General features: G+C 65.2%; 16 protein-coding genes and 5 pseudogenes. 14 read left to right on the top strand and 7 right to left on the bottom strand.

What is annotated here, in order from left to right; all coding sequences use genetic code 11:
• Positions 1-107: 107 nt before the first annotated feature.
• A pseudogene (locus AWC17_RS12930) lies at positions 108-686 on the top strand (tyrosine-type recombinase/integrase); the annotation flags it as partial.
• Positions 687-803: 117 nt separating this feature from the next.
• On the opposite strand, the gene AWC17_RS12925 reads toward AWC17_RS12930, so the two are convergent.
• Genes AWC17_RS12925 through AWC17_RS12915 form a run of 3 tightly spaced genes read right to left on the bottom strand, consistent with a single transcriptional unit; the run spans position 804 to position 5,043 of the window.
• A complete protein-coding gene (locus AWC17_RS12925) occupies positions 804-1,394 on the bottom strand; it encodes a hypothetical protein (protein WP_101930903.1) in 591 nt (196 codons plus the stop codon).
• Positions 1,391-3,880: a tyrosine-type recombinase/integrase gene (locus AWC17_RS33830; protein WP_007168436.1), complete on the bottom strand. Its 2,490-nt coding sequence runs from the start codon at positions 3,878-3,880 to the stop codon at positions 1,391-1,393. The genes AWC17_RS12925 and AWC17_RS33830 overlap by 4 nt, the downstream gene beginning before the upstream one ends.
• Positions 3,877-5,043, bottom strand: a complete 1,167-nt coding sequence (locus tag AWC17_RS12915; RefSeq protein ID WP_007168437.1) for a tyrosine-type recombinase/integrase — start codon at positions 5,041-5,043, stop codon at positions 3,877-3,879. The genes AWC17_RS33830 and AWC17_RS12915 overlap by 4 nt, the downstream gene beginning before the upstream one ends.
• A gap of 135 nt (positions 5,044-5,178) precedes the next feature.
• On the opposite strand from AWC17_RS12915, the pseudogene AWC17_RS12910 reads away from it, so the two are divergent.
• The 5 genes and pseudogenes from AWC17_RS12910 to AWC17_RS12895 form a co-directional block, all read left to right on the top strand.
• Positions 5,179-5,679: pseudogene (locus AWC17_RS12910) on the top strand (tyrosine-type recombinase/integrase); the annotation flags it as partial.
• Positions 5,676-6,203: a hypothetical protein gene (locus tag AWC17_RS33470; RefSeq protein WP_224112849.1), complete on the top strand. Its 528-nt coding sequence runs from the start codon at positions 5,676-5,678 to the stop codon at positions 6,201-6,203. The pseudogene AWC17_RS12910 and the gene AWC17_RS33470, both read left to right, overlap by 4 nt.
• Positions 6,204-6,300: 97 nt before the next feature.
• A complete protein-coding gene (locus AWC17_RS12905) occupies positions 6,301-7,908 on the top strand; it encodes a tyrosine-type recombinase/integrase (protein ID WP_224112850.1) in 1,608 nt (535 codons plus the stop codon).
• A complete protein-coding gene (locus AWC17_RS12900) occupies positions 7,898-8,329 on the top strand; it encodes a DUF6262 family protein (protein WP_007168443.1) in 432 nt (143 codons plus the stop codon). The genes AWC17_RS12905 and AWC17_RS12900 overlap by 11 nt, the downstream gene beginning before the upstream one ends.
• Positions 8,323-8,640 (top strand): transposase, encoded by a 318-nt coding sequence (locus tag AWC17_RS12895; RefSeq protein WP_075630241.1) that lies wholly within the window; start codon positions 8,323-8,325, stop codon positions 8,638-8,640. The genes AWC17_RS12900 and AWC17_RS12895 overlap by 7 nt, the downstream gene beginning before the upstream one ends.
• A 35-nt stretch (positions 8,641-8,675) precedes the next feature.
• Here the strand turns inward: AWC17_RS12895 and AWC17_RS12890 are convergent.
• The 4 genes and pseudogenes from AWC17_RS12890 to AWC17_RS33465 form a co-directional block, all read right to left on the bottom strand.
• Positions 8,676-9,074 (bottom strand): annotated as a pseudogene (locus AWC17_RS12890) (transposase); the annotation flags it as partial.
• A 143-nt stretch (positions 9,075-9,217) separates the two neighbouring features.
• Positions 9,218-9,385 (bottom strand): annotated as a pseudogene (locus AWC17_RS12885) (integrase); the annotation flags it as partial.
• 112 nt (positions 9,386-9,497) lie between these two features.
• Positions 9,498-10,325, bottom strand: coding sequence for an integrase catalytic domain-containing protein (locus AWC17_RS12880; RefSeq protein ID WP_224112851.1), 828 nt, complete (start codon positions 10,323-10,325; stop codon positions 9,498-9,500).
• A 25-nt stretch (positions 10,326-10,350) separates the two neighbouring features.
• Positions 10,351-10,635: pseudogene (locus AWC17_RS33465) on the bottom strand (integrase catalytic domain-containing protein); the annotation flags it as partial.
• Between the two features lie 334 nt (positions 10,636-10,969).
• On the opposite strand from AWC17_RS33465, the gene AWC17_RS12875 reads away from it, so the two are divergent.
• The 8 genes from AWC17_RS12875 (at position 10,970) to AWC17_RS12840 (ending at position 20,554) form a co-directional block, all read left to right on the top strand.
• Positions 10,970-12,598, top strand: a complete 1,629-nt coding sequence (locus AWC17_RS12875) for a long-chain fatty acid--CoA ligase (protein WP_007168449.1) — start codon at positions 10,970-10,972, stop codon at positions 12,596-12,598.
• A gap of 52 nt (positions 12,599-12,650) precedes the next feature.
• Positions 12,651-13,592 carry a R2-like ligand-binding oxidase gene (locus AWC17_RS12870; protein WP_007168450.1) on the top strand — a complete coding sequence of 314 codons (942 nt, stop codon included), beginning with the start codon at positions 12,651-12,653 and terminating at the stop codon, positions 13,590-13,592.
• A 206-nt stretch (positions 13,593-13,798) separates the two neighbouring features.
• The gene (locus AWC17_RS12865; RefSeq protein WP_007168451.1) at positions 13,799-14,224 is read left to right on the top strand and encodes a Zn-ribbon domain-containing OB-fold protein; all 426 of its coding nucleotides are present in this window, start codon (positions 13,799-13,801) and stop codon (positions 14,222-14,224) included.
• Positions 14,179-15,366: a thiolase family protein gene (locus tag AWC17_RS12860; protein ID WP_007168452.1), complete on the top strand. Its 1,188-nt coding sequence runs from the start codon at positions 14,179-14,181 to the stop codon at positions 15,364-15,366. Before AWC17_RS12865 ends, AWC17_RS12860 begins: the two co-directional genes overlap by 46 nt.
• Positions 15,367-15,432: 66 nt before the next feature.
• Entirely contained in the window at positions 15,433-16,326 is an 894-nt protein-coding gene (locus AWC17_RS12855; protein WP_007168453.1) for an SDR family oxidoreductase, read from the top strand.
• A gap of 30 nt (positions 16,327-16,356) precedes the next feature.
• On the top strand, positions 16,357-17,976 hold the full coding sequence (locus AWC17_RS12850) for a class I adenylate-forming enzyme family protein (protein ID WP_007168454.1): 1,620 nt from the start codon (positions 16,357-16,359) through the stop codon (positions 17,974-17,976).
• Positions 17,977-18,223: 247 nt separating this feature from the next.
• Positions 18,224-19,345 carry an acyl-CoA dehydrogenase family protein gene (locus AWC17_RS12845; RefSeq protein ID WP_050790029.1) on the top strand — a complete coding sequence of 374 codons (1,122 nt, stop codon included), beginning with the start codon at positions 18,224-18,226 and terminating at the stop codon, positions 19,343-19,345.
• A 123-nt stretch (positions 19,346-19,468) separates the two neighbouring features.
• Positions 19,469-20,554, top strand: a complete 1,086-nt coding sequence (locus AWC17_RS12840) for a transposase (protein ID WP_224112852.1) — start codon at positions 19,469-19,471, stop codon at positions 20,552-20,554.
• Positions 20,555-20,733: the final 179 nt, after the last annotated feature.

The following is a 20,733-nucleotide window of genomic DNA, read 5'->3' as shown; positions in this document are numbered from 1 at the left end:
CACGCGATGACCTTCATTCATCCGGCTACGACACGCCGGTCATCACCGGCTCGTACACCACTCTGCTGGACGCAACTCAGATTGCACGAGTTATCTCGCCGGTCTCGTTGCGTGAGTCGTGGACCGTTCTCGGCGACGACGATGCTCCGGTAGCGCCGGTCGACCGGTATCTGGCGTATCTGACCGACATCGAGCGATCACCGAACACGGTCAAGGCATACGCGCACGATCTCAAGGACTGGTTCGGTTTTCTCGCCGAGCGTGGTCTGGACTGGCGGGGCGTTCGGCTCGACGATCTCGGTGAGTTCGTGGCCTGGCTGCGGCTTCCGCTGCAGGCCCGGCATGGGCAGGTCGCGGTGTTGCCGTCGGTGCCGCATCATTGCACGGAATCGACTGTAAACCGCAAACTTTCGGCCGTCGGGGCGTTTTACACCCACGCTGCACGAGATGGGGTGGATGTCGGTGAGCTGCTGACCTCGTGGCAGGTCGGCGGCGCGCGCGGCGGTTGGAAGCCGTTCCTGCACCACATCAGCAAGGGCACGCCGAGGTCGAGGCGGGTGATCGCGTTGAAGACGCCGAAGAAGCTGCCGCGGGTGCTGTCGCCGGACGAGGTGCAGGCGATCCTGGACGGCTGCGGCCGGTTGCGGGACCGATTGCTCTTCGCCGTGCTCTACGACACCGGGATGTTCTCCAGGGCTCGGCCCCCGTGCGCCAGCGTGATTCTCTGAGTTTGTGCAGCTCAGAAGCTGATGTCGGAGATGCTATCCACCGCAACAGGTGTGGTGCAAGCAGACTCGCGCGTGTCATCGCAGCCGGGTTGGTGTGTTGAGTCGGGCCATGAGTTCGCGGTTGGCCGCCCGGGCTGCGGCGAGGTCTTCCTCGCGTTCGTCGAGTTGTTGCTTAAGGTCGAGGTTGTGCTGCTCGAGCTGGCTGATGCGCTGGTGGAGGGCGTCGATATCGGTGCGGGCGCCGAGCCCGGACTCGCGCCACGTCTGTTCACCGAGCGCTTCGGACAGCCGCTTCTCCAGCTGCTGGATGCGCGCGCCGAGCCGGGCGGCGCGTTCGTGGGCAGCGAGCAGATCGGCCTGCAGTGAGGCTCGGGTGACCCCAGGGCCGGTGTGCTCACTCGGGACTGGATCTGCTTGCAGCGCATGGATTTTCTCGAGCAGGTCGGGGTGTCGGTAGAGGAATGTGCGGTCAACGGCGGCGGCGCGGGCGATCGCGGTGGCGCTGAGCCGGTCGCCGGCGGCGGCGGCTTGGTCGATCGCGGCCAGCACGCGCCGGCGTCGGCGCATCGAGTCGTCGCGCCGGCCGTCAAGCATCGATCGGGTGCGTGTTGTCGACGAGACGGATTGTGCGGGTGTGTGATTCGACGTGGTAGCGGTGGTGGTCATGCGGTGGCCTCCGAGGCGATGGTTGTCGGTGCGGGTGGGGTGAGGCTGGGCATGCCCAGCGGGACGGTGTGGGCCGCGCGGTGACGGCGCACGATAGCGATCGCGTCGTCGATGCGGGCTTGCTCGGTCTCGTTGAGGTCGGCGACGTCTGCTTTGATGCGGTTGATCAGCCGCCGGATGCGGGTGATCTCCTCGTCGGTGGGGGTGGCATCGGCGCGGGCCCAGTCATCGACCCCGTCGATGGTGGCGGCCAGCCGTTCCCGGGTGCGTAGCAGATCATCGAGGTAGGCCTGCAGGTCGGGCAGGAACGCGATGTTGGTGCGGAAGTGATCGCAGCCCACGCAGCGGAACCGGACCGGGCAGGCCCCGCCGCCGGCCTTGACGTTGGTGGGTTCGGTGCAGGTGCCGTAGGGGACGGCGACCTCGCCGACGGCGTGGCGGGCGCGTTCGGATTCCAGCAGCATGCGCGCGTCACGCCAGATCCGGTTGCCGTGCCGGTCGAAACTGAGCGCGGTGACGGTGTCGACGGCGTCGCGGCGACGGTCCTCGCCGATGCGGTAGTAGCGCCGGGTCATGGAATAGCTACGGTGATCGAGCAATTCGGCCAGAACGTCGATCGGCACCCCGGCATCCGCGTGACGTTGGGCATAACAATGCCGATAGGCATAGGGCGTGACCTTGGTCTTGTCGACCTCGACCCCGTCGCGGGTGCGCAACACGGGCAGGGTCGAGATCCACTCGCGGTGCCGGTTGTCGAGCGTATCGATGCTGATCGGCTTTCGCCCCTCGGGGTTGCGGCGTGGTGTGGGCAGCAGTGTCAGTTCTGCGGGCGGGGTGTGAGGAAACATCGCCCGCACCCGGTCCTGCTGAGCGGCAATGACTTTCGCGGTAGCTTCGCCGATCGGCACACGCCGTCCGAGACGGTTGGCCTTGGCGTTGTCGTAAACCAGCACCGCCGATCCGTCCTTGTCGCGGTGCAGGCAGTTCAACGGCAAGGCGAGAATGTCCTCGGGCCGGCGCCCGGTGTCGATGCCGATCTGGGTGGCGACCCGCACCTCGACGGGTTCGAGGGCATCGAGGTGGGCGCACAGGATGGCCAGGACCTCCGGTGGCAGGTCGCGGCCGGGTTCGCCGCGTTCGGGTTCGGCGGGGATATCGCCGCGCTCGATGGCGAAATCGCCGGCCAGTCCGGCGGCTGTCTGCCCCGGCCGGGTCAGGCCGAGGGCGCGGATCCCGGCCAGCACCTCGCGCATGTCACGGCAGATGCCGTTGCGCCGGTATCGGCTGATCTCGCCGACGGACTCCAGATAAGCGAGTCGGTTGAGGAAATCCTCGATGTCGCTGCGGCCCAACGCCGAAGCGACGAGTCCACCATCGGGTCTGCGGCCGAGGAACTCCGACAGCAGCCGCAGCGCGTTGATCTTGCCGCGCACTCTCGCGGCGCCGCGACCTCGGTGGCGCGGGAGTTGTTCTGCTGCCCACCGCTTGACGGACTGGGCCAGCCAGGCCTGGCCGATCCCGGTGAACGACAAAGACCCGCGATGGCCGAAGACCGCGAGATCCCATGTGTCCTTTGCCTGTTCGCTGCCGGGATCGGCCAGAGCCCGCCGGACGTGCTGGGTCAGGGCGCTCCGCAGCGACCGCACGGACTTGTTGCGGGTGATCTCGGCCCGGTCGGTGGTGATCGAGGCGGCCTGTCGCCGGCGCAGCCCGTCGCAGAGCACCCGCAGCTCTACCTCGGTGATCTTCGCCCCGCCCCGGACGCGCTGCTGAACGCCGAACAGCACCTCGACCACCACCAGCACCGGCAGCGCGCGCAGGTTCACCCGCCCGCACTCGGCCACACCCGATTCCTGGGCTTGCCACCGATGCGAATCGAACTCAGGGTTGGTACCGAGCGCGCTACGCCAGCGCTGGTAGTGGGTGTTGCAGTAGCCGCGCGCGCTGTCGGCGGGCCGGGTGCACGCGGCCACCGCGCACGCGGGCATCGGCGGCAACGGCCGCACTCGCGGGTCGGCCAGGAACTGCTGCATCGACACCGGCGGTCGCCGCAGGCGGAACTTCTTGGCGTGCGGCTCGCACAACACCGCGTGCCGCACCGTCGGCACACACCGGCATCCCGGCACCGCGCACCGCGTCGCGGACGCGGGTTCGGCGGGCAGGCATGCGGCAGCGGCGATCTCGGCCGTGTTCATTCCCCGCCGAGTCAGGCGCGTGCAGCACCGATGACACACCGTGAGACCGGATTGCACGGTGTTCTGGCATCCCTCGGCCCGGCACACCGTCCGGCCCAACAATCGATGCTCCGCGAGCAACGACAACACCCTGGTCCGCGGATCCCACCCCGCCTCGTCCAAGAACCTGCGGTCGAGCATCCTCGCCAGCCGCGCGGCCGTGCCGATCACCACGACCCCGTCCAACACGTGCGGGGACTCGCCGCAGTCCTGCTCGACCGCGATTCTTTCAGCCAGCCCCACGGCGGTCACCGGGTCACCTGGGCCTGCTCGCGGGGACTGGGCACCGCATCCACGGCGGCCCGCAGCCGGGAGGAGTCCGGATGCAGGTAAACCTGCGACGAGGACACCGCGGCGTGGCCCATCAGGTCGGCGACCACATCGATCCCGGCCCCGGCATCAACAACGTTGCTGCCGAAGGCATGTCGCAACTGGTGGGGCCGCACCGCGACGTCGAGTCCGGCCCGCCGGGACGCCGCGGCCATCAACTCGCCGATCGCATCCGGCCGCATCGGCGCACCGATCCTGCCGCGGAACAGGTTAACGAACACGAAGTCACTGTCGGCGGCGCCGGTGACACGCATGCGTTCGAACTCGTAGACGTCGAACAGTTGCACCACAAGGAAATCCAGCGGCACCACCCGCTCCCGCCGCGACTTGGCCCAGGCCTGGTTCGGGTTGTCGTCTCGGCGCACCACATGCAGATGCGCGCGCTCGACATCGCAGCCCAGCCGCCGCGAGTCCACCAGCAGGTGCACATCGCTGCGCCGCAGCCCGCACACCTCCCCGCGGCGCAACCCGCCCCGCGCCATCAACAACACGATCAATCGGTCCCGCGCCGACCGGCACGCCCGCAGCAGCGCGACGATCTGCTCGTCGCTGGCCCGATCGATCGTCGTCTCCGGTTCCCGCAGCCGATGCCGGGCCCGCATCCGCCACGCCATCCGCCCGTCCTCGCCGCGGGCCTCCGCCGGCAGGTCCCGGTCATCGGCGACCTCATACAGCATCGACACCAGCCCCGCCGCGCCGTGGCCGGTCGCCACCGCGTGCACCACCATGCCCCGCACCGCGGTCAGCACCCCGTTGATCCGCGACGGGCCCCGCACCGCAGCAGCGCCAGGTCCGGCCACCACCACGCTCGCGGCGTCATCGACCGATGACCGGGCGTGAGCCAGCCACGTCATGAACAACGCGAAACCCTCCACACCGGCCTGCCAGGACCGGCCCGACCGGGCACACCAGCGCAGGAACAACGCGATCGAATGCGCATACGCCTTCGTCGTGGACTCGGCCGCGTCGTGGCCGAACCGCAGATGCCGCAGATACGCATCGGCGACATCAACCACCTGCAGGTCCTCATCCAGCACCGTCCAATACCGTTGCCCGGACGGCAAACTCACCGGGAATACTCGCATGGGCTCTCACTTTCGGGCCGACAGTCACAAACAACTACCAGCCACGAGCACCACACCCCCGGAGAAACGCCGAGCAACCCGCCCGATCATGTAGATCGAGCAACGTCCCGCAACAGGTCAGGAAACCCCGGAGAAGGGATGCGGATCGGCGAGGTACTTGGTTTGCGGCACAACGACATCGCCTCCGCTGAGCATGAAGTAACGGTGCGGCGACGCGACAACGCCAATGGCGCGCGCGCCAAGTCACAGACCGTCCGCACGATCCCGGTCAGCAGCGCGTTGATCCGATTGTTCGCCGACTACCTTCACACTGAGTACGGCGATCTGGACAGCGACTATGTGTTCGTCAACCTGTGGGGCCGTCCGCAGGGGCATCCGCTGACCTACGCCGCGGTCTATGACCTGGTGCGGCGGCTGCGCCGGCGGACCGGGATCGACTTCGACCCGCACTGGCTGCGACACACGGCCGCAACCCGGCTGCTGCGCGACGGAGTCAGCATCGAGGTGGTCGCGCATCTGCTCGGACATGCGCACGTGGCGACGACGACCACGACGTATGGGCACCTCACCGTGGAGGACGCTCGGCGGGTCATGGAACAGGCCGGTTGGTTCACCGATGGGCAGGTGCGGCTGTGAGGGCGCCGTCGCTCAAGCCTGCCGGCCCGTCGGGGCTGCTGGGCAAGCTGATGGCCGAGGTCCGCAACGAATTCCGCAGCAATGTACTGGAATTCGGGCCCGAGGATCCGGTGTTTGGTGGAGCCGAGTGCCGGGTTGAGGGGTGCGAGCGAACCGCCCGTGGACGCGGCCTGTGTGAAGGACATCGGCAACGGTGGCATGAAGAGGGGCGTCCGTCGCTGGAGCGGTTCGCCGTGTCGACCGATCCGCGGTGGCGGCGGCGACAACCCAACCAGCGCTGCCGGGTGCCCGGTTGCGGTTACGGCTCTGCCCGTGGCGGCATGTGCGGGCTGCACGCGCAACGATGGGAACGAGCCGGGCGCCCCAGCCTGGCGGGATGGCTGGCCGAACCACAGCCGTTCAAGCAGCCAGCGCCGGGCGCGACCTGCCGCATCCCGCATTGCGAGCTCTGGCCGCAGGGCACGTCTGCGTTCTGCCAAACCCACACCAATACCTGGAAGGGTCAACGGCAGACCCGACATTGACGAGTTCGCCGACCGCTTCGCCGCCGAAACCCCGCTGGCCAGCGAGCAGATCCGGCTCGACCGGCTGACCGGTCAGCTGAAGCTGGAACTGCAGTACGTGCTGCAACGCCGTCACGACGATCGGCAGGGCAAGCTGACCCCGGACGTGGTCATGCGCGTCGTGAAGGCACTGGCCGCAATAGGCGTGGGCTCCCTGCTCAACCACGACGAGGACATCTGGCACGACTGGGCTCGGTCGACGATCAATGACACTCGCTCCCGTGGGTTCCTCAGCTACGCATCCCGGGTGATCGCCGACCTGGCCGAAGCCGGCGGCTGGGACGCCGAATACCCGCGCGATGTCTGGCGCATGCGCCGGCTCGGCTACGACGGAGACCGCACGCTGCGGTTCGGCGGTATTCCGCAGCCGTGGCTGCGGGATCTGGCCAAGCGGTGGGCCCGGTGGCGGCTGTCGACCGGATTGGGCCTGGAAGCCGGCGGCGGCAGGCCGGTCGTTGTGCTCACCCGCTTCGCCGGGTTCCTCGCCGACATCGGCGTCGAGAGCATCGACCGGATCGACCGGCCGGTGCTGGAGCGCTATCTGGCCAACCTGCGCGGCGACTCCATCGGTGCCCAACGTCGCGGGACCCATATCGGGCTGCTCAACCGGTTCTTCGCCGCCGTTCGCCAACACCGTTGGGACACAGACCTTCCCGCAGACGCGATGTTCTTCGCCGAGGACTACCCGAAACGCGACGAACGGTTGCCTCGGGCACTGGCCGAACAGGTCATGGCTCAGCTCGAGGATCCCGACAACCTCGCCCGATTCACCGATCCTGCCCACCGGTTGATCACGATCATCTTGATGCGTTGCGGGCTACGGATCACCGATGCGCTACGGCTGCGCCGCGATTGTGTGGTCGCCGACGCCGAAGGTGCTCCGTATCTGCGCTACCTCAACCACAAGATGAAACGCGACGCGTTGGTGCCCATCGACGTGCAGTTGCGCGAGCTCACCGCCGAACATCGCAACCGCACCGCCCAGCGTTGGCCGGCAGGCACGCCGGTGTTGTTCCCACGGCCGACGAAGAACATTGACGGCACCCACCCGATCGCCAGCCCCACCTACCGGATGGCGCTGTTGCGCTGGCTGTCCGTCTGCGACATCCGTGACGAGCACGGCCAGCCGGTGCACCTAACCCCGCACCAGTGGCGCCACACCCTGGGCACCCGGCTGATCAACCGCGACGTCCCACAAGAGGTCGTGCGACGCATCCTGGACCACGACTCCGCGCAGATGACCGGGCATTACGCCCGCCTGCACGACACCACCGTGCGCCGCCAGTGGGAGGCGGCCCGCAAGGTCGACATCCACCGCACCACAATCATTTTCGACCCGTCCGGTCCGATCGCCGCGGCCGCCTGGGCCAAACAGCGCCTCGGCCGAGCCACCCAGGCCCTACCCAACGGCTACTGCGGACTGCCGGTGCAGCAGAGCTGCCCGCACGCCAACGCCTGTCTGACCTGTCCGATGTTCCTCACCACCGCCGAGTTCCTGCCCCAGCACCACCAGCAGCGGCAACAGAGCCTGCAGCTGATCACCGCCGCCCAAGCCCGCGGACAACAACGTCTGGCCGAGATGAACCACCAAATCCTGCACAACCTGGACAACATCATCACCGCCCTCAACGATCCACAACCAGGGAAGGCCAAACATGCCGGCTGACAACAGCATCCACCTCATCCACGCCGCCCAGCAGCGGCACGAACACACCCGCGCCAAGGCCATCGCTGCGATGCACGAACTCGACCGGACCGGCGCCCTGCTCACCTTCGAATCCGTCGCCCGCCACGCCGGTGTCTCCCGCTCGTGGATCTACACCCAAACCGACCTCAAAGACGAGATCCGCCGGCTCCGCACCCAACACCGACCCGAGCCAAGCACACCGTTACCCGCCCGACAACGCGCCAGCGACGACTCCCCGCGGCAGCGCCTCGAAATCGCCAACCGCCGCAACCGCGAACTCGCCGACGAGAACCGGCGGCTACGCCGCCAACTGGCGTGCGCCCTTGGCCAACTCCGCGACGACACCGGCCGACATCATGAACCGACGCATCGCGATTCGGTAACAATCGGGCCGTGCTAACCGCCAAGCGATATCCATCTCCAACCGCGTCATGGACACCCTCCACGACACAAACCTGCAGGTCACAACAGCTACCGCGGCCAGAACTCCAGATAACAATCGAGTCACTCAACGCCCGCTACCGACGGGCGATCAAGGCTCGCGGCCATTTCCCCTCGGAGGCCGCGGCGCTGAAGTGCCTGTATATGGTGACTCGCTCCCTCGATCCCAAGGGCACCGGCCAGCAACGCTGGGCGGTCCGCTGGAAGCCCGCTTTGAACGCGTTCGCAGTAACATTCGCCAACAGAATGCCCGACCTCAACCGAGGATAGGGAAACGCCACTTACACCGAATTCCGGATGGACCCGTCGGCGAAGTGCGCGGCCACTTCGCCGGTCGTTAATCCTTTAGCGGTCAACGACAACACGATCTCGTCGATGCCGGTCAGCCGACGTTGGCGCTTCTTGACGATCTGCGGATCGAACGAGCTGTTGGTATCGCGCGGCACCTCGATCTCGACCGGTCCGATCTCGGTGAACACCGTCTTGGCCCGGGTGCCGTTGCGGGCGTTGCCGCTGCCACGTCCGACCGGGTCGTGCTTGTCATAGCCGAGGTGCTCGGCCATCTCTGCGTCCAGCGCGGTCTCCAATACATTCTTGGTGATCTGGTTGAGTAGCCCGTTCGGGCCGACCAGCTCCACGCCCTGCTCCTTGGCCTGGGCCAATAGTTGTTCAGCGAGCTGCTTTTGATCCACCTCGGTAGCCATGGGCTCGAGTGTTTCGGACATCATCAGTCCTTCCCGCCAAGCTCACGCTCGGCGTGTCAGACCAAGGTCAGATCCACCGCTGTTCAGACAGTCCCCATCCTCAGTTTCGATTGCAGGGACCAGATCTTGTTGAGCAACAGTGCCTTTGTGTCGTAACGGTGGTAGCCGACCACGGTGCGCACGATCGCCCAGTTCTTCTGCTCGACGTGGCAGCCGTCGTTTTTGTTTCCGGGCCGCGAGCGGGTGAAGGTGATCTGGCGCCGCTCGCACCAAGCCAGCAGGTGGTGGTTGATGAACTCGCTGCCGTTATCGAAAGCCCAGGATCGGGAAGGGCATGGTGGTGGCGATCGAGGTGCCTCACCAAAAAGTGAGCGCGAAGCGTGGGCTGGTGCCTCACGCATGGTGAGCGCGTGGGGGCTTGCACTACTTCGCCTTGGCCAATCGGTCGATTGACGGTTGCAATGCTTCCAGGTCGATGTGGCGGGCGGCGGCAAGGGCGTCGGTCTTGGTCTTGGCCAGGTCCAGTAGCTGCATTTGGATGGTGTTGATCTGCCGGGTCAAATCGGCCGGGTTGATGCCCTCGATTCGGGCGGACACATGCGAAAGCTGTTGCGCATCAAGTATTCCCGATTCCTGCAGACGTTGCCACGGCGTGGCCGGCGTGTCGTAGATGCGCGTGCGGCGACTGGCCGCGGTGGTGCTGTAGCCGATGGGCTTTTTCGTCGGGGTGAAGAAGTTGCACCGCAGCGACACCAGCTTCCACAGCCGGTTGAGCAGCTCCAGCTCCTCGGAGGTGTCGTAGCGCCAGTAGAACGCGTGTTTGCGCACCACGTGGTTGTTTTTTGACTCCACGTGCGCTTGGTCGTTCTTCTGGTACGGCCGCGAGTGGGTCTGGGCGATGTCGCGGGTCTGCAGCCAGGCGGCGACCTCGTGATTGATGAACTCACCGCCGCAGTCCAAAGCGAAAATCACCAGATCGAACGGGAACCGCTGTTGCAGCTCGTCGATGCCGGCCGTGATCCACTTCGAGGCGTTGTTGCGGATCGAGAAGTTCTCGGTCCAGCCGATCACCAGGTCGGTCATCGTCAGCGTGCGGGCGAACTCGCCGATCAATGTCGGGCCGCAGTGCGCCACGGTATCGGCCTCGATCACCCTCGGGGCCTCAGGTGCCTCATCGGCGCAGGTACGGATGGCGATCGAGTTACGCAGCAGCGGCGACGGTTTGGTCGTCGAGATGCCCTTGATGCGCATCCTGTCCCAGGGCCGGTTTCAGGTAGCGGTCCAGGGTGGCCGCGCTCATCGCCTTCAGCTCCGCTGATGCCGCCTCGGTGGCGAACGGCCTGTCAAGATCACCGGATTCAGCCAGCAGCGGCAGCCACAGACCCACCATGACCACCAGGTACTTGCCGCACGGCATGCCCATCAAGGCCCACACATACTCCAGCAGTGCCCTGGCGTCGTCGCTGAAGCCCCGCGGCCGCAACGTACGCCTGTCAACCTGCTCGGCCGGGTCCGGCAGCCTCGGGCCGGTCAGCATCCGCCGAGCCGTCGAGCGGCCCATCCCCGTGGTGGACACCACCCGATCCAAAATCTTGCTCTTGTCCGCCTTCAACGCCTTGCGGTACTGACCTCGCAGTTTGTTCGCTACCTGCCGCCTCGCAGCCATGTCGATCTTGCCTTCCACATCGGGCAGGCCTTCCGGGCCACGCGCTCAAAATAGGTGAGGCACCACCGCCGGCCACGCGCTCAAACTCAGTGAGGCACGCCGGACTATTGACAATTGGTCGATCTTTGTAAAAGATTGGTAATACCGTCTGTCCGGGGTATTCGGGAGCAGCCAGTTGCCCGGTCGACGGCCGTCAGTATCCGGGAATGACGGGCAAGGGATCCACGCTATGCAAAGCACTATGCAAGACGTTCCGCTTTCTGTGACATCGATCGTCAAGCATGCCAACTCCATTCACGCCGACCGCCGCGTCGTCACACCGACCGAGTCGGGCTACCGGGCCGCGACCTACGGCGAGGTCGGCCGGCGGGTCGGTCAGTTAGCTAATGCGCTGCATGACCTTGGCGTCACCGGCGATCAGCGTGTGGCTACCTTCCAGTGGAGCAACCAGGAACACTTGGAGGCCTATTGTGCGGTGCCGTCGATGGGCGCGGTGTTGCACACGCTCAATATTCGTCTTACCGCCGAGCAGCTTGGCTACATCGCCAACCACGCCGACGACAACATCGTCATCGTCGACATGTCGTTAGCGCCGCTACTTGCGCGTTCTTTGCCGGCCATATCGTCGGTGCACACGGTGATTGCGGTCGGTGAGGGCGATCCCGAGCCGCTACGGGCGGCCGGCAAGGCCGTCGTTTCGTACGAAGACCTGATCTCGACACATCCCACCGAGTTCGACTGGCCTGAACTCGATGAGACGTCGGCCTCGGCGATGTGCTACACCAGCGGCACCACCGGAAACCCCAAGGGCGTGGTCTACAGCCACCGATCCACCTACCTGCATTCACTGGCCGTCTGCACTGGCAACGGGTTGGGCATCGCTGAAGCCGACCGCATCTTGGCTATCGTGCCGATGTTTCAAGCCAATGCGTGGGGCCTTATCTATGCCGCGCTGATGGCGGGGGCCGAACTGGTACTCCCGCACCGATGGCTACAACCTGGAGCGCTGGTGGCCATCATCGAGGACACCCGCCCGACCGTGGCCGGTGCGGTGCCCACAATCTGGAATGACGTCCGGCACTTCCTGGGCTGCGAGCCCGGTCATGACATCTCGTCGCTGCGTCTGGTCGCGTGCGGCGGATCGGCGGTACCGGTGTCACTGATGCGCGGCTTCGAACGCGACCACGGCGTACCGATCGTGCAGGCGTGGGGAATGACCGAAACCTCGCCGCTGGCCACGGTGGCCAAACCGCCGACTGGGCTCGACGAAGACCAACAGTGGGCGCTGCGTGCCACCCAGGGCCGCCCGATATGCGGCGTGGAAATCCGGCTGCGCAACGACCAGGATCGCACCCTGCCGTGCAACGGAGAAGCGGTCGGCGAGATCCAAGCCCGCGGGCCGTGGGTAACTGGCTCTTATTTTCGCGACGACGACGCCGACAAGTTCGACCAGGGGTGGCTGCGCACTGGCGATGTCGGCCACGTCGACGAGCATGGCTTCTTGACGCTGACCGACCGTGCCAAAGACGTCATCAAGTCCGGCGGGGAGTGGATTTCGTCGGTCGAATTGGAGAATTTGCTGATCGCCCATTCCGGGGTACATGAAGCCGCGGTCATCGGTGTGCCCGACGAGAAGTGGCAGGAGCGTCCACTCGCTCTAGTGGTGGTCAAACCCGGCGCCGATATCACGCCAGATGAGCTACGTGCCTTCTTAGACGGCAAAGTCGCTACGTGGTGGATCCCGGAGCGCTGGGCCTTCGTCCCCGAAATCCCGCGAACCAGCGTCGGTAAATACGACAAGAAAGTGCTTCGGGCATGTTACACCGCCGGTGACTACAACATCGTGGAATTCGTCTAGCGACCAAGGTTCGCTAGACCCGGCAATGCAGCCGAATAATTAAGGAGGTTACATGGCAACCACACGTTACCATTCGCTGGGTGCCGGCGGGCTGAACTGGGAAAGCGTGCCACTCAGGCTGTTCGCTGGCGGCATCGCCAAACTCTGGGACCCCGCCAATATCGACTTCTCCCGCGACAGCGCCGATTGGGAGGCGCTTTCCGACCGCGAACGCGTGTACGTCACCCGATTGTGCGCGGGCTTCATTGCCGGAGAGGAAGCAGTCACCCAGGACATCCAGCCGTTCATGGCCGCAATGCGGGCCGAAGGCCGGCTCGGCGACGAGATGTACTTGACGCAGTTTGCGTTCGAGGAAGCCAAACACACCCAGGCGTTCCGCTTGTGGCTCGATGCCGTCGGGGTGCGCGACGACTTACATAGTTTCCTCGATCAAACTCCGGCATACCGGCAGTTGTTCGACGAGGAACTTCACGAATCGCTCAACACGCTCTATGTGGATCCCTCGCCGGCTGCCCAGGTTCGCGCTTCGGTGACGTACAACCACATCATCGAGGGCATGTTGGCGCTGACCGGCTACTACGCCTGGCACAAGATCTGCGTGGAGCACGGCATTCTTCCCGGCATGCAGCAGCTGATTCGGCACATCGGCGACGACGAGCGACGCCACATGGCATGGGGCACTTTCACCTGCCGGCGCCACGTCGCTGCCGACGACACCAATTGGACGGTGTTCGAAACGCGCATGAACGAACTCATTCCGCTGGGGCAGCGCCTGATCGACGAGGGTTCTGCACTGTATGGCGACGACATACCCTTCAATCTGTCAATCGACGAGATGAGGACCTATGCCACCGACAAGGGGATGCGCCGGTTCAGCACGATCAGCAGCGCCCGCGGGCGACCGCCCGAGGAAATCGACCTCGACTACTCGCCACTGCAGCTGGAGGACACCTTCGCGGACGAGGACGCGAGGGTGCTGGCCGGTTCGGCCTGACTTCGACGAGATCGGCGCCAGTGCGTAAAAACGCGGAATTTTTGCGCTGGAGTCGATTCGGCACTGCGAGTACCAACACTGCTCCAGCTTAGTTGCCGTCGCCGGTGCCACTATCTCGGCACGCTTCAAAGATCCGCGATGGCGCAACGCTCCAAGCGGCGGCGAGGCCAGTCATTGACCGCACGACCCGGAGGAGACGACACACGATGCGTCGACCACTTGAGGACGGCTACTTCACGATGCCCAACGGCGATGAGCAGCCGCGGTTGATCGGTTCCTATAGCCCTGCTGCCGACAAGTACTTCTTCCCCCGCCGCCGCCGCTGTCCGTTGACGGGCGGCCCGGTCGAGGATGTCCTGCTGTCACCAACCGGCGAACTGTACGCCTGGACCTACGTCGAGTCGGCGTGGATGGGCAAGTCCCGGTTCGGCTCCACAGGCGACGGGCACGGTGTCGGCCAAGTTGACCTACCGGAGGGCGTGCGCGTGCAATCCATCCTGCGTGGCGAGATGGGCGACTGGGAGATCGGCATGCCCATGCAGCTTGAGGTCTACCCCCTCATGACCGATGCCGATGGCACTGAGCTGTGCTCGTTCCGCTTTTGCCCTACTCGACGGGGGGCATCTCGGTGATGGCCCGCGACGTCTATGTGATCGGCGTGGGGATGGCCCCGTTCGGCCAGCCGGACGCCAACGCGGCCGACTTGGGCTTCGGGGCCGGTGTCAACGCGCTCGGTGACGCCGGCATCGGCTTCGATGAAGTCGGCTACCTCTACAACGGCTACATCGGCGCCGGTCTGCTCACGGGTGTCACCCTTGCGAAGGATCTCGGGCTTACCGGCATCCCGATCACCCACGTCGAGAACGCGTCGGCCACCGGATCGTGCGCCTTCCATGAGGCGGTCCAGGTGGTGGCGGGGGGGAGCGTCGATATCGCGATGGCGCTAGGGTTTGACGACCTCAATCGCGCCACTCGAGCTATCGGGGGCAGCAAGCCCGGCATTGGCCAGGTGATCCTCCCGGCGGCGTTTTTCGCCATGTGGGCGACACGTCGCATGCACGAAGTGGGCACGACGGTCGAGACCTTCGCCGCCATCGCGGCAAAGAATTGGAACCATGCGCGGCTGAATCCCTACGCGCAACGTCGGGCCGACCATGAGGTCACCGTCGAAGAGATCCTCGCCTCGCGCATGATTTCCTACCCGCACACTTCGAAGATGGCCTGCGCCGCTGGCTCTGGGGCTGCGGCCGCGATCGTCGCGAGCCGCGAGGCGGCAGAGCGCGTGGCCGGTTCACGCCCGCTGGTGAAGGTGGTCGCCAGCCAGCAGCAGTCCGAGCAGTTCGTTGACGGCCACATTTTCATGGGTGCGGTCGTCGGTCCGGGCGAGCTCACCGCGGCCACGGCAAAGGCCGCCTACGACGAGGCCGGTGTCGGGCCGGCCGACCTCGACCTCGCCCACGTGCACGACGCATTCCCCATCGAGGAACTGATGTATTACGAGCTGCTCGGGGTGTGCGCGGCTGGGGAGGGGGACAAGCTCGTCTCCGAGGGCGCGACCAGCCTGGGTGGTCGTATCCCGTTCTCGACCGACGGCGGGCTGATCGGGCGCGGTCATCCCGGTGGGCCGACCGGCCTGGCCCAGATCTGGGATGTGACACGGCAGCTGCGGGGCGAGGCGGGCCCGCTGCAGGTCGAAGGCGCTCGAACCGGGCTTGCTCACATGATGGGCGCGGGCTCGGTCTGTGTCATCCACATCCTGCAGGCCGGGCGGTGACGTCATTCAACACATCCGATAAGAGAGAAATCGCCCTGCGGGGCGACAGCATGGAAGGGAAATCGCGTGGCTGAGCTTAGCTTCGACGGGAGGGTCGCCATCGTGACCGGGGCGGGAAACGGTCTCGGCAAGGAGCATGCGATGCTGCTTGCATCACGCGGCGCGCGCGTGTTGGTGAACGATCTCGGCGGCAGCGTCGCCGGCGTCGGCGCGGACCTGACCGCGGCGGAGGCCGTCGCTCAGGAGATCGAAGCCGCCGGCGGTATCGCGGTCGCCGATGGTCACAGCGTGGCGACCCGAGAAGGTGGGGCGGCCATCGTGCAGGCGGCTCTCGACGCCTTCGGGCGGGTCGACATCGTCGTCAACAACGCGGGCATCCTGCGCGACAAGTCCTTCCACAATCTCACGCCGGAGCTACTCGATCCGGTGATCGATGTCCATCTCTACGGCACCATCTGGGTGACCCAGCCGGCGTTCCTCAGGATGCGCGAGCAGGGCTACGGCCGGATCGTCAACACCTCCTCCGCCGCCGGGATTTTCGGCAACTTCGGTCAGACCAACTACGGGGCCGCGAAGATGGGGGTCATCGGCTTCACACGGGTGCTCGCCCAGGAAGGCGCGAAGTACAACATCAAGGTGAACGCGATCGCGCCGATGGCGCGGACCCGGATGACCGAGGAACTCCTCGGGCCGATCGCCAAGAAGCTGGACCCGGCACTGGTCGCCCCGGTCGTCGCGTATCTCTGCCATGAATCCTGCGATCTCACGTCGAGGATCTTCTCCGTTGGGGGCGGGCGAGTGGCCGAGATCTTCATCAGTGTGACGAAGGGCTTCTCATCGCCGACGCTCGATATCGAAGCGGTCCAGGACAACCTTGAGGCGATCTGCGACCGAGAGGGATACCAGACTCCAACGCAGGCCAACGACGAGATCGGCCTCGTGCTTCAAGCGCTCGGCTGAACACGTACGTACGTTGAGGAGGACCATGCCATGGCCGTGATCGACCTGCTGCGCCAAGCGGTAGAGGACCGACCGGACAAGACCGCCGTCATCGCCGAGGACGGCGCGGCCACTTTCCGCGAGCTCGACGCTGCCAGCAGCCGGGTCGCCCAGCAATTGCACGCCGCTGGGGTGAGCCGCGGTCACAAGGTGGCGATGCTGCTCGCCAACGACCAAGCGATGCATTTCAATGCAGTGTATTTCGGCATCCACAAACTTGGTGCCGTGCCGGTGCCGCTCAATACCCGGTGGGCAGCGCCGGAAAAGCTGTTCGTGCTTGAGCACAGCGACGCCGTGGCGGTGATCACCGGTCTCGCCCACCGGGAGGTTCTGGTTGCGCTTGCCGAAGGCGAATCTGTCGAGATCGGCGGCCGTCCCGGTAGCTTCCAACTTGAGCACTTCTTCGTGACCGGCAGCGAGGCGCTGGATGGATTCACCCCCCTGGGCGACGTGGTGGGCGCGGGCTCTGCGGACGTGCCGCTCCTCGAGCCTTCCCTGAGCGCCGACGACCCGGCGGATCTGCTCTATACGTCCGGCACCACCGGGATGCCCAGGGGCGTGCTGGTGCCCGAGGGCAACCTCGCCGACGAGCCCGGCCAGGCGAGCCTCGGGCAGCTTCTCGGCGCGATGTTCGGCGAGAGCCTGCTTCATGCGGTGCCCTTGTTCGGTTTCACGGGCTGCCATGGCCTGATGCTGCTAAGCATTCGTGCCGGGGTCACGCAGATCGTGTTGCCGCGTTTTGATCCCGAGCAGTTGCTCGCGGCGATCGAGCGCTACCGCGCCACGTCGATCATGGGTGTGCCGACAATGCTGAATTTGGCCATGAAGCACCCCACGGTGGGTGATCACGACTACAGCTCGCTGCAGCTCGTGTTTTTCGGGGCGGCGCCGATCCAGCCCGACACCGTGCGCAAAATGCGGCAGGTGTGGCCCGGAGCGAAGATGCTGAACGCTTACAGCCTCACCGAGGCCGGTGCCGGCGCGGCCTGCATCCTCGGTCCCGACCCAGATGACATCCTTGCCCGGCCGGGCTCGGTTGGCAGGCCCGTAGGATGCGAGGTTGTCGTCGTTGATGACTACGATAACCCACTCCCCCCAGGCAAGGTCGGCGAGATCTGCTTTAAGTCGAAGATAGCTCGGCGCAGCTACTACAAGGGGGAGCAGCCCACCGCGGAACTTTGGAGCGGTGGACTGTTGCACACCGGCGACGTGGGTTATGTCGCTGACGATGGCTACGTCTATCTGACCGAGCGCAAAAAAGACATGATCCTGCGCGGCGGCTACAACATCTTCGCCATCGAGGTCGAGCGCGTGCTGCTCGAGATGCCCGAGGTGCTCGAGGCCGCAGTCATCGCGGTGCCGCATTCGGACCTCGGTGAGGATCTCCTAGCGGTGATCGCGCCCAAGCCCGGGTTCAGCGGCGGCGAAGGCGAACTCACCGCGGAGCGGATCAACCAGTTCTGCCGCCAGCACCTCGCCGACTACAAATGCCCGCGCCACATGGTCGTAGTGGACGAGCTACCGAAGAACGCCATGGCCAAGGTCATGAAAAACGAACTCCGACAGCGCTTCCGAGATCACCTGTTCGATCAAGGGGCCGAAAACAAATGAATGCTCCTTGAATATCGGCTTAACAGCGCGACGGCGGCCATTCCGAGCAGTGTCCGGCGCATAGCCACAGAAGAACCGTAAAGCGAGCGGATGGGGACGGCGGAAGATGCCAAGGCCGGTGAGACAGTGCTTACGCGGAATTGATGAGCGCTTCGGTGTGTGGATTGGTCGATCCAGGCGACGGTAAGGCCGTCCCTATTTCTTTTCGCGACAACAACTGTTTGAAGAGAAGATGAGGTGCCATGTCATGGATTTCATGCTCAGTCCAGAACAGGACGATTTCCGCCAGACTATACAGCAGTTCGTTACCGAACTGTCACCGCTGGCCAAGGTTCGCCAGGCGGTAACAACTGCGCCGGGATATGACATCGACCTTTGGTCTCGCATGAGTCGGGAACTGGGGCTGCCGAGTCTGCTCGTACCGGAGGAGTACGGCGGTGCGGCAGCAACGATGATCGAGGCTGCTGTCGCCATCGAGGAGCTTGGACGCGGCATCGTGCCGTGCCCGCTGTTCGCGACCGTCGCGCTCGGTGTCGCGCCGATCTTGATCGCGGCCAGCCAGGAGCAGAAGAGAGAACTGCTTCCAGAGATAGCCGCGGGCGCTCGTACAGTCACGACTGCTATCAATGAACCGGGTTGCGTTGACGGCTTCGGTGCTGTAGCCATGCGAGCGGCGACAAATGGCGACGCCGTCACGCTGTCTGGGACCAAGATTCATGTGATCGACGGCCATAGTGCGGACACCCTGCTGGTGCTCGCTCTGCCGCCCGGTGACTCCGCTGAGCCGGCATTGTACCTCGTTGACGGTAACGCCGTCGGCCTCACCCGTACACGCGTCGAGACCCTGGACATCACCCGACCGCTGGCCACCCTGACCTTCGACGCCGTCTCTGCGGTTCCCTTGGCTGGCGCGCACGGCGTCGCGCCCATACGCCGTGCGTTAGATGTCGCGAAGACGTTACTCGCAGCGGAGATGGTTGGTGGCACCGAGGGCGCTATGACCATGTCCGTCGAATACGCCAAGGTGCGTCACCAGTTCAATCGGCCCATCGGCTCCTTCCAGGCGATCAAGCACCGATGCGCCGAGATGGCAATCGAACTGGACAGTGCTCGTGCAGTCACTCTCTACGCGGCTCATCTGGCAGCGGAGGAGAGCGCTGACCTCGCCAAGGCGGCCCCCATTGCCGTGGCAACCGCCGCGGCCGGATTTGACTTCACCGCATCGTGGAATGTGCAGATTCACGGCGGGATCGGGTTCACCTGGGAGCACGACGCACACCTCTACTACCGGCGGGCGAAAGCCGACCGGGTACTGCTGGGCTCAGTACGCGAGCAATGGCTCGAGGTCGCTGACCGCATCGGGCTCTAAACACCGCCACATACTTCGTCGGCACGAACAGAGAAAGATGACATGTGGATGGGGACCCCCTCAGCTCAGACGCTCGTTGATATAGGCGTTAGAGGAATTTTTCAGGAGCTCGAGGAGGTCCCGATGACGATGGTAGGCGGTTTCGACGTGCGGCGACAGCAGATCACATTCGATTACGTCGATTATGACGGCTTGTTGCGCTGGGGTCAGATCGGTCCGGCGACCCGGAAAGCGTTGCGGAACTGGCTGGCTGAGCACTGCAGCGATGGGGACGGCCAGTTCGCGCTGGAGGGCTGCCCGGGGTGGCGGTATGTGTGCGAGGAGCTGGCCGCTGCTGGGATCTGCGCGCACCTGGGGGATGCGGCCGAGATTGCCGTCTTACCGGAGCCCAAGAAGCGCGCCAAGACCGACCGCGCCGATACTCGGTTGCTGCGTACGCTGTTGTTCGAGGACCGGTTCCCCGAGTCGTGGATCCTACCCGCACACATGCTGGAGATCCGCACGCTGGGCCGGTTGTACTACACGTTGATGGACGAGCGGCGGGCCTGGCAGCAGCGCATCCATGTCCAGCTGTTCCATCAGGGCTGTCCACCGATTCGGGCGCTGTTATCCGGCGCAGGCCGCGCGGCGCTGGACAGCGTCGACTTGTCGGCGGCGGGCCGGCGGTGCGTTGACACTGCGCTACGGCGCATCGATCAGCTAAGCACCGAGATCGACCCGCTGCCAAGCCAATTAGTCAACTTCGCCCGACGCCAAGCCGGGTGTCAGGCAATGCAGCGCCATTACGGCATCGGTTGGTTGTGCGCGGCGATCATCTGGTCCGAGGTCGGTGATGTCCGCCGATTCAGCAGTTCCCATCGGCTGGTGCGGTTTGCTGGGCTGGATGTCACCGTGTACTCCTCTGATACCAAACGCTCACCAGGGCACCTGTCGCGAGAGGGCTCACCCGAGCTGCGCTGGGCGGCGTTTGAGGCAGCCGAGTGCGCGAGCCGGCGCCGTTCCCTTGATTACGGTTACTACCACAAGCTGGCAGCCAAGCGCGACGGCCACAACGGCAAGAATCCCCACCCTGGCGGTGGAACGCAAAATTCTGCGCCGATGCTATCACCCGCTGCGTGCGTTCGAAGATGGCGCCCTGGCGCTGCCAGTCCCCGAACGCCAGGAGGTGGCCTCTTAAATGATGCGTTGCGCGCCTGCCATGCCCATTAATCACCTGATGCTAATCACCTGATGCCTGCGGCCAGCGCCCGTGTGGTTCCTGTCGCCACTCCGCTGTTGGGTGGACTTCCCGGAAAGATTGAGCGGCCGCGCCTTCGTTGCCCGCACGTCGGGCACCCCATCGATCATCAAGTTGCCGGATATCGTCCGTGGACTCAGATAAGGCTGGG

The organism is Mycobacterium nebraskense (genome assembly GCF_002102255.1).
Taxonomy (GTDB): domain Bacteria; phylum Actinomycetota; class Actinomycetes; order Mycobacteriales; family Mycobacteriaceae; genus Mycobacterium; species Mycobacterium nebraskense.
The sequence above is the reverse complement of the archived record's forward strand: the minus strand, read 5'-3'. Positions and strand labels throughout refer to the sequence as shown.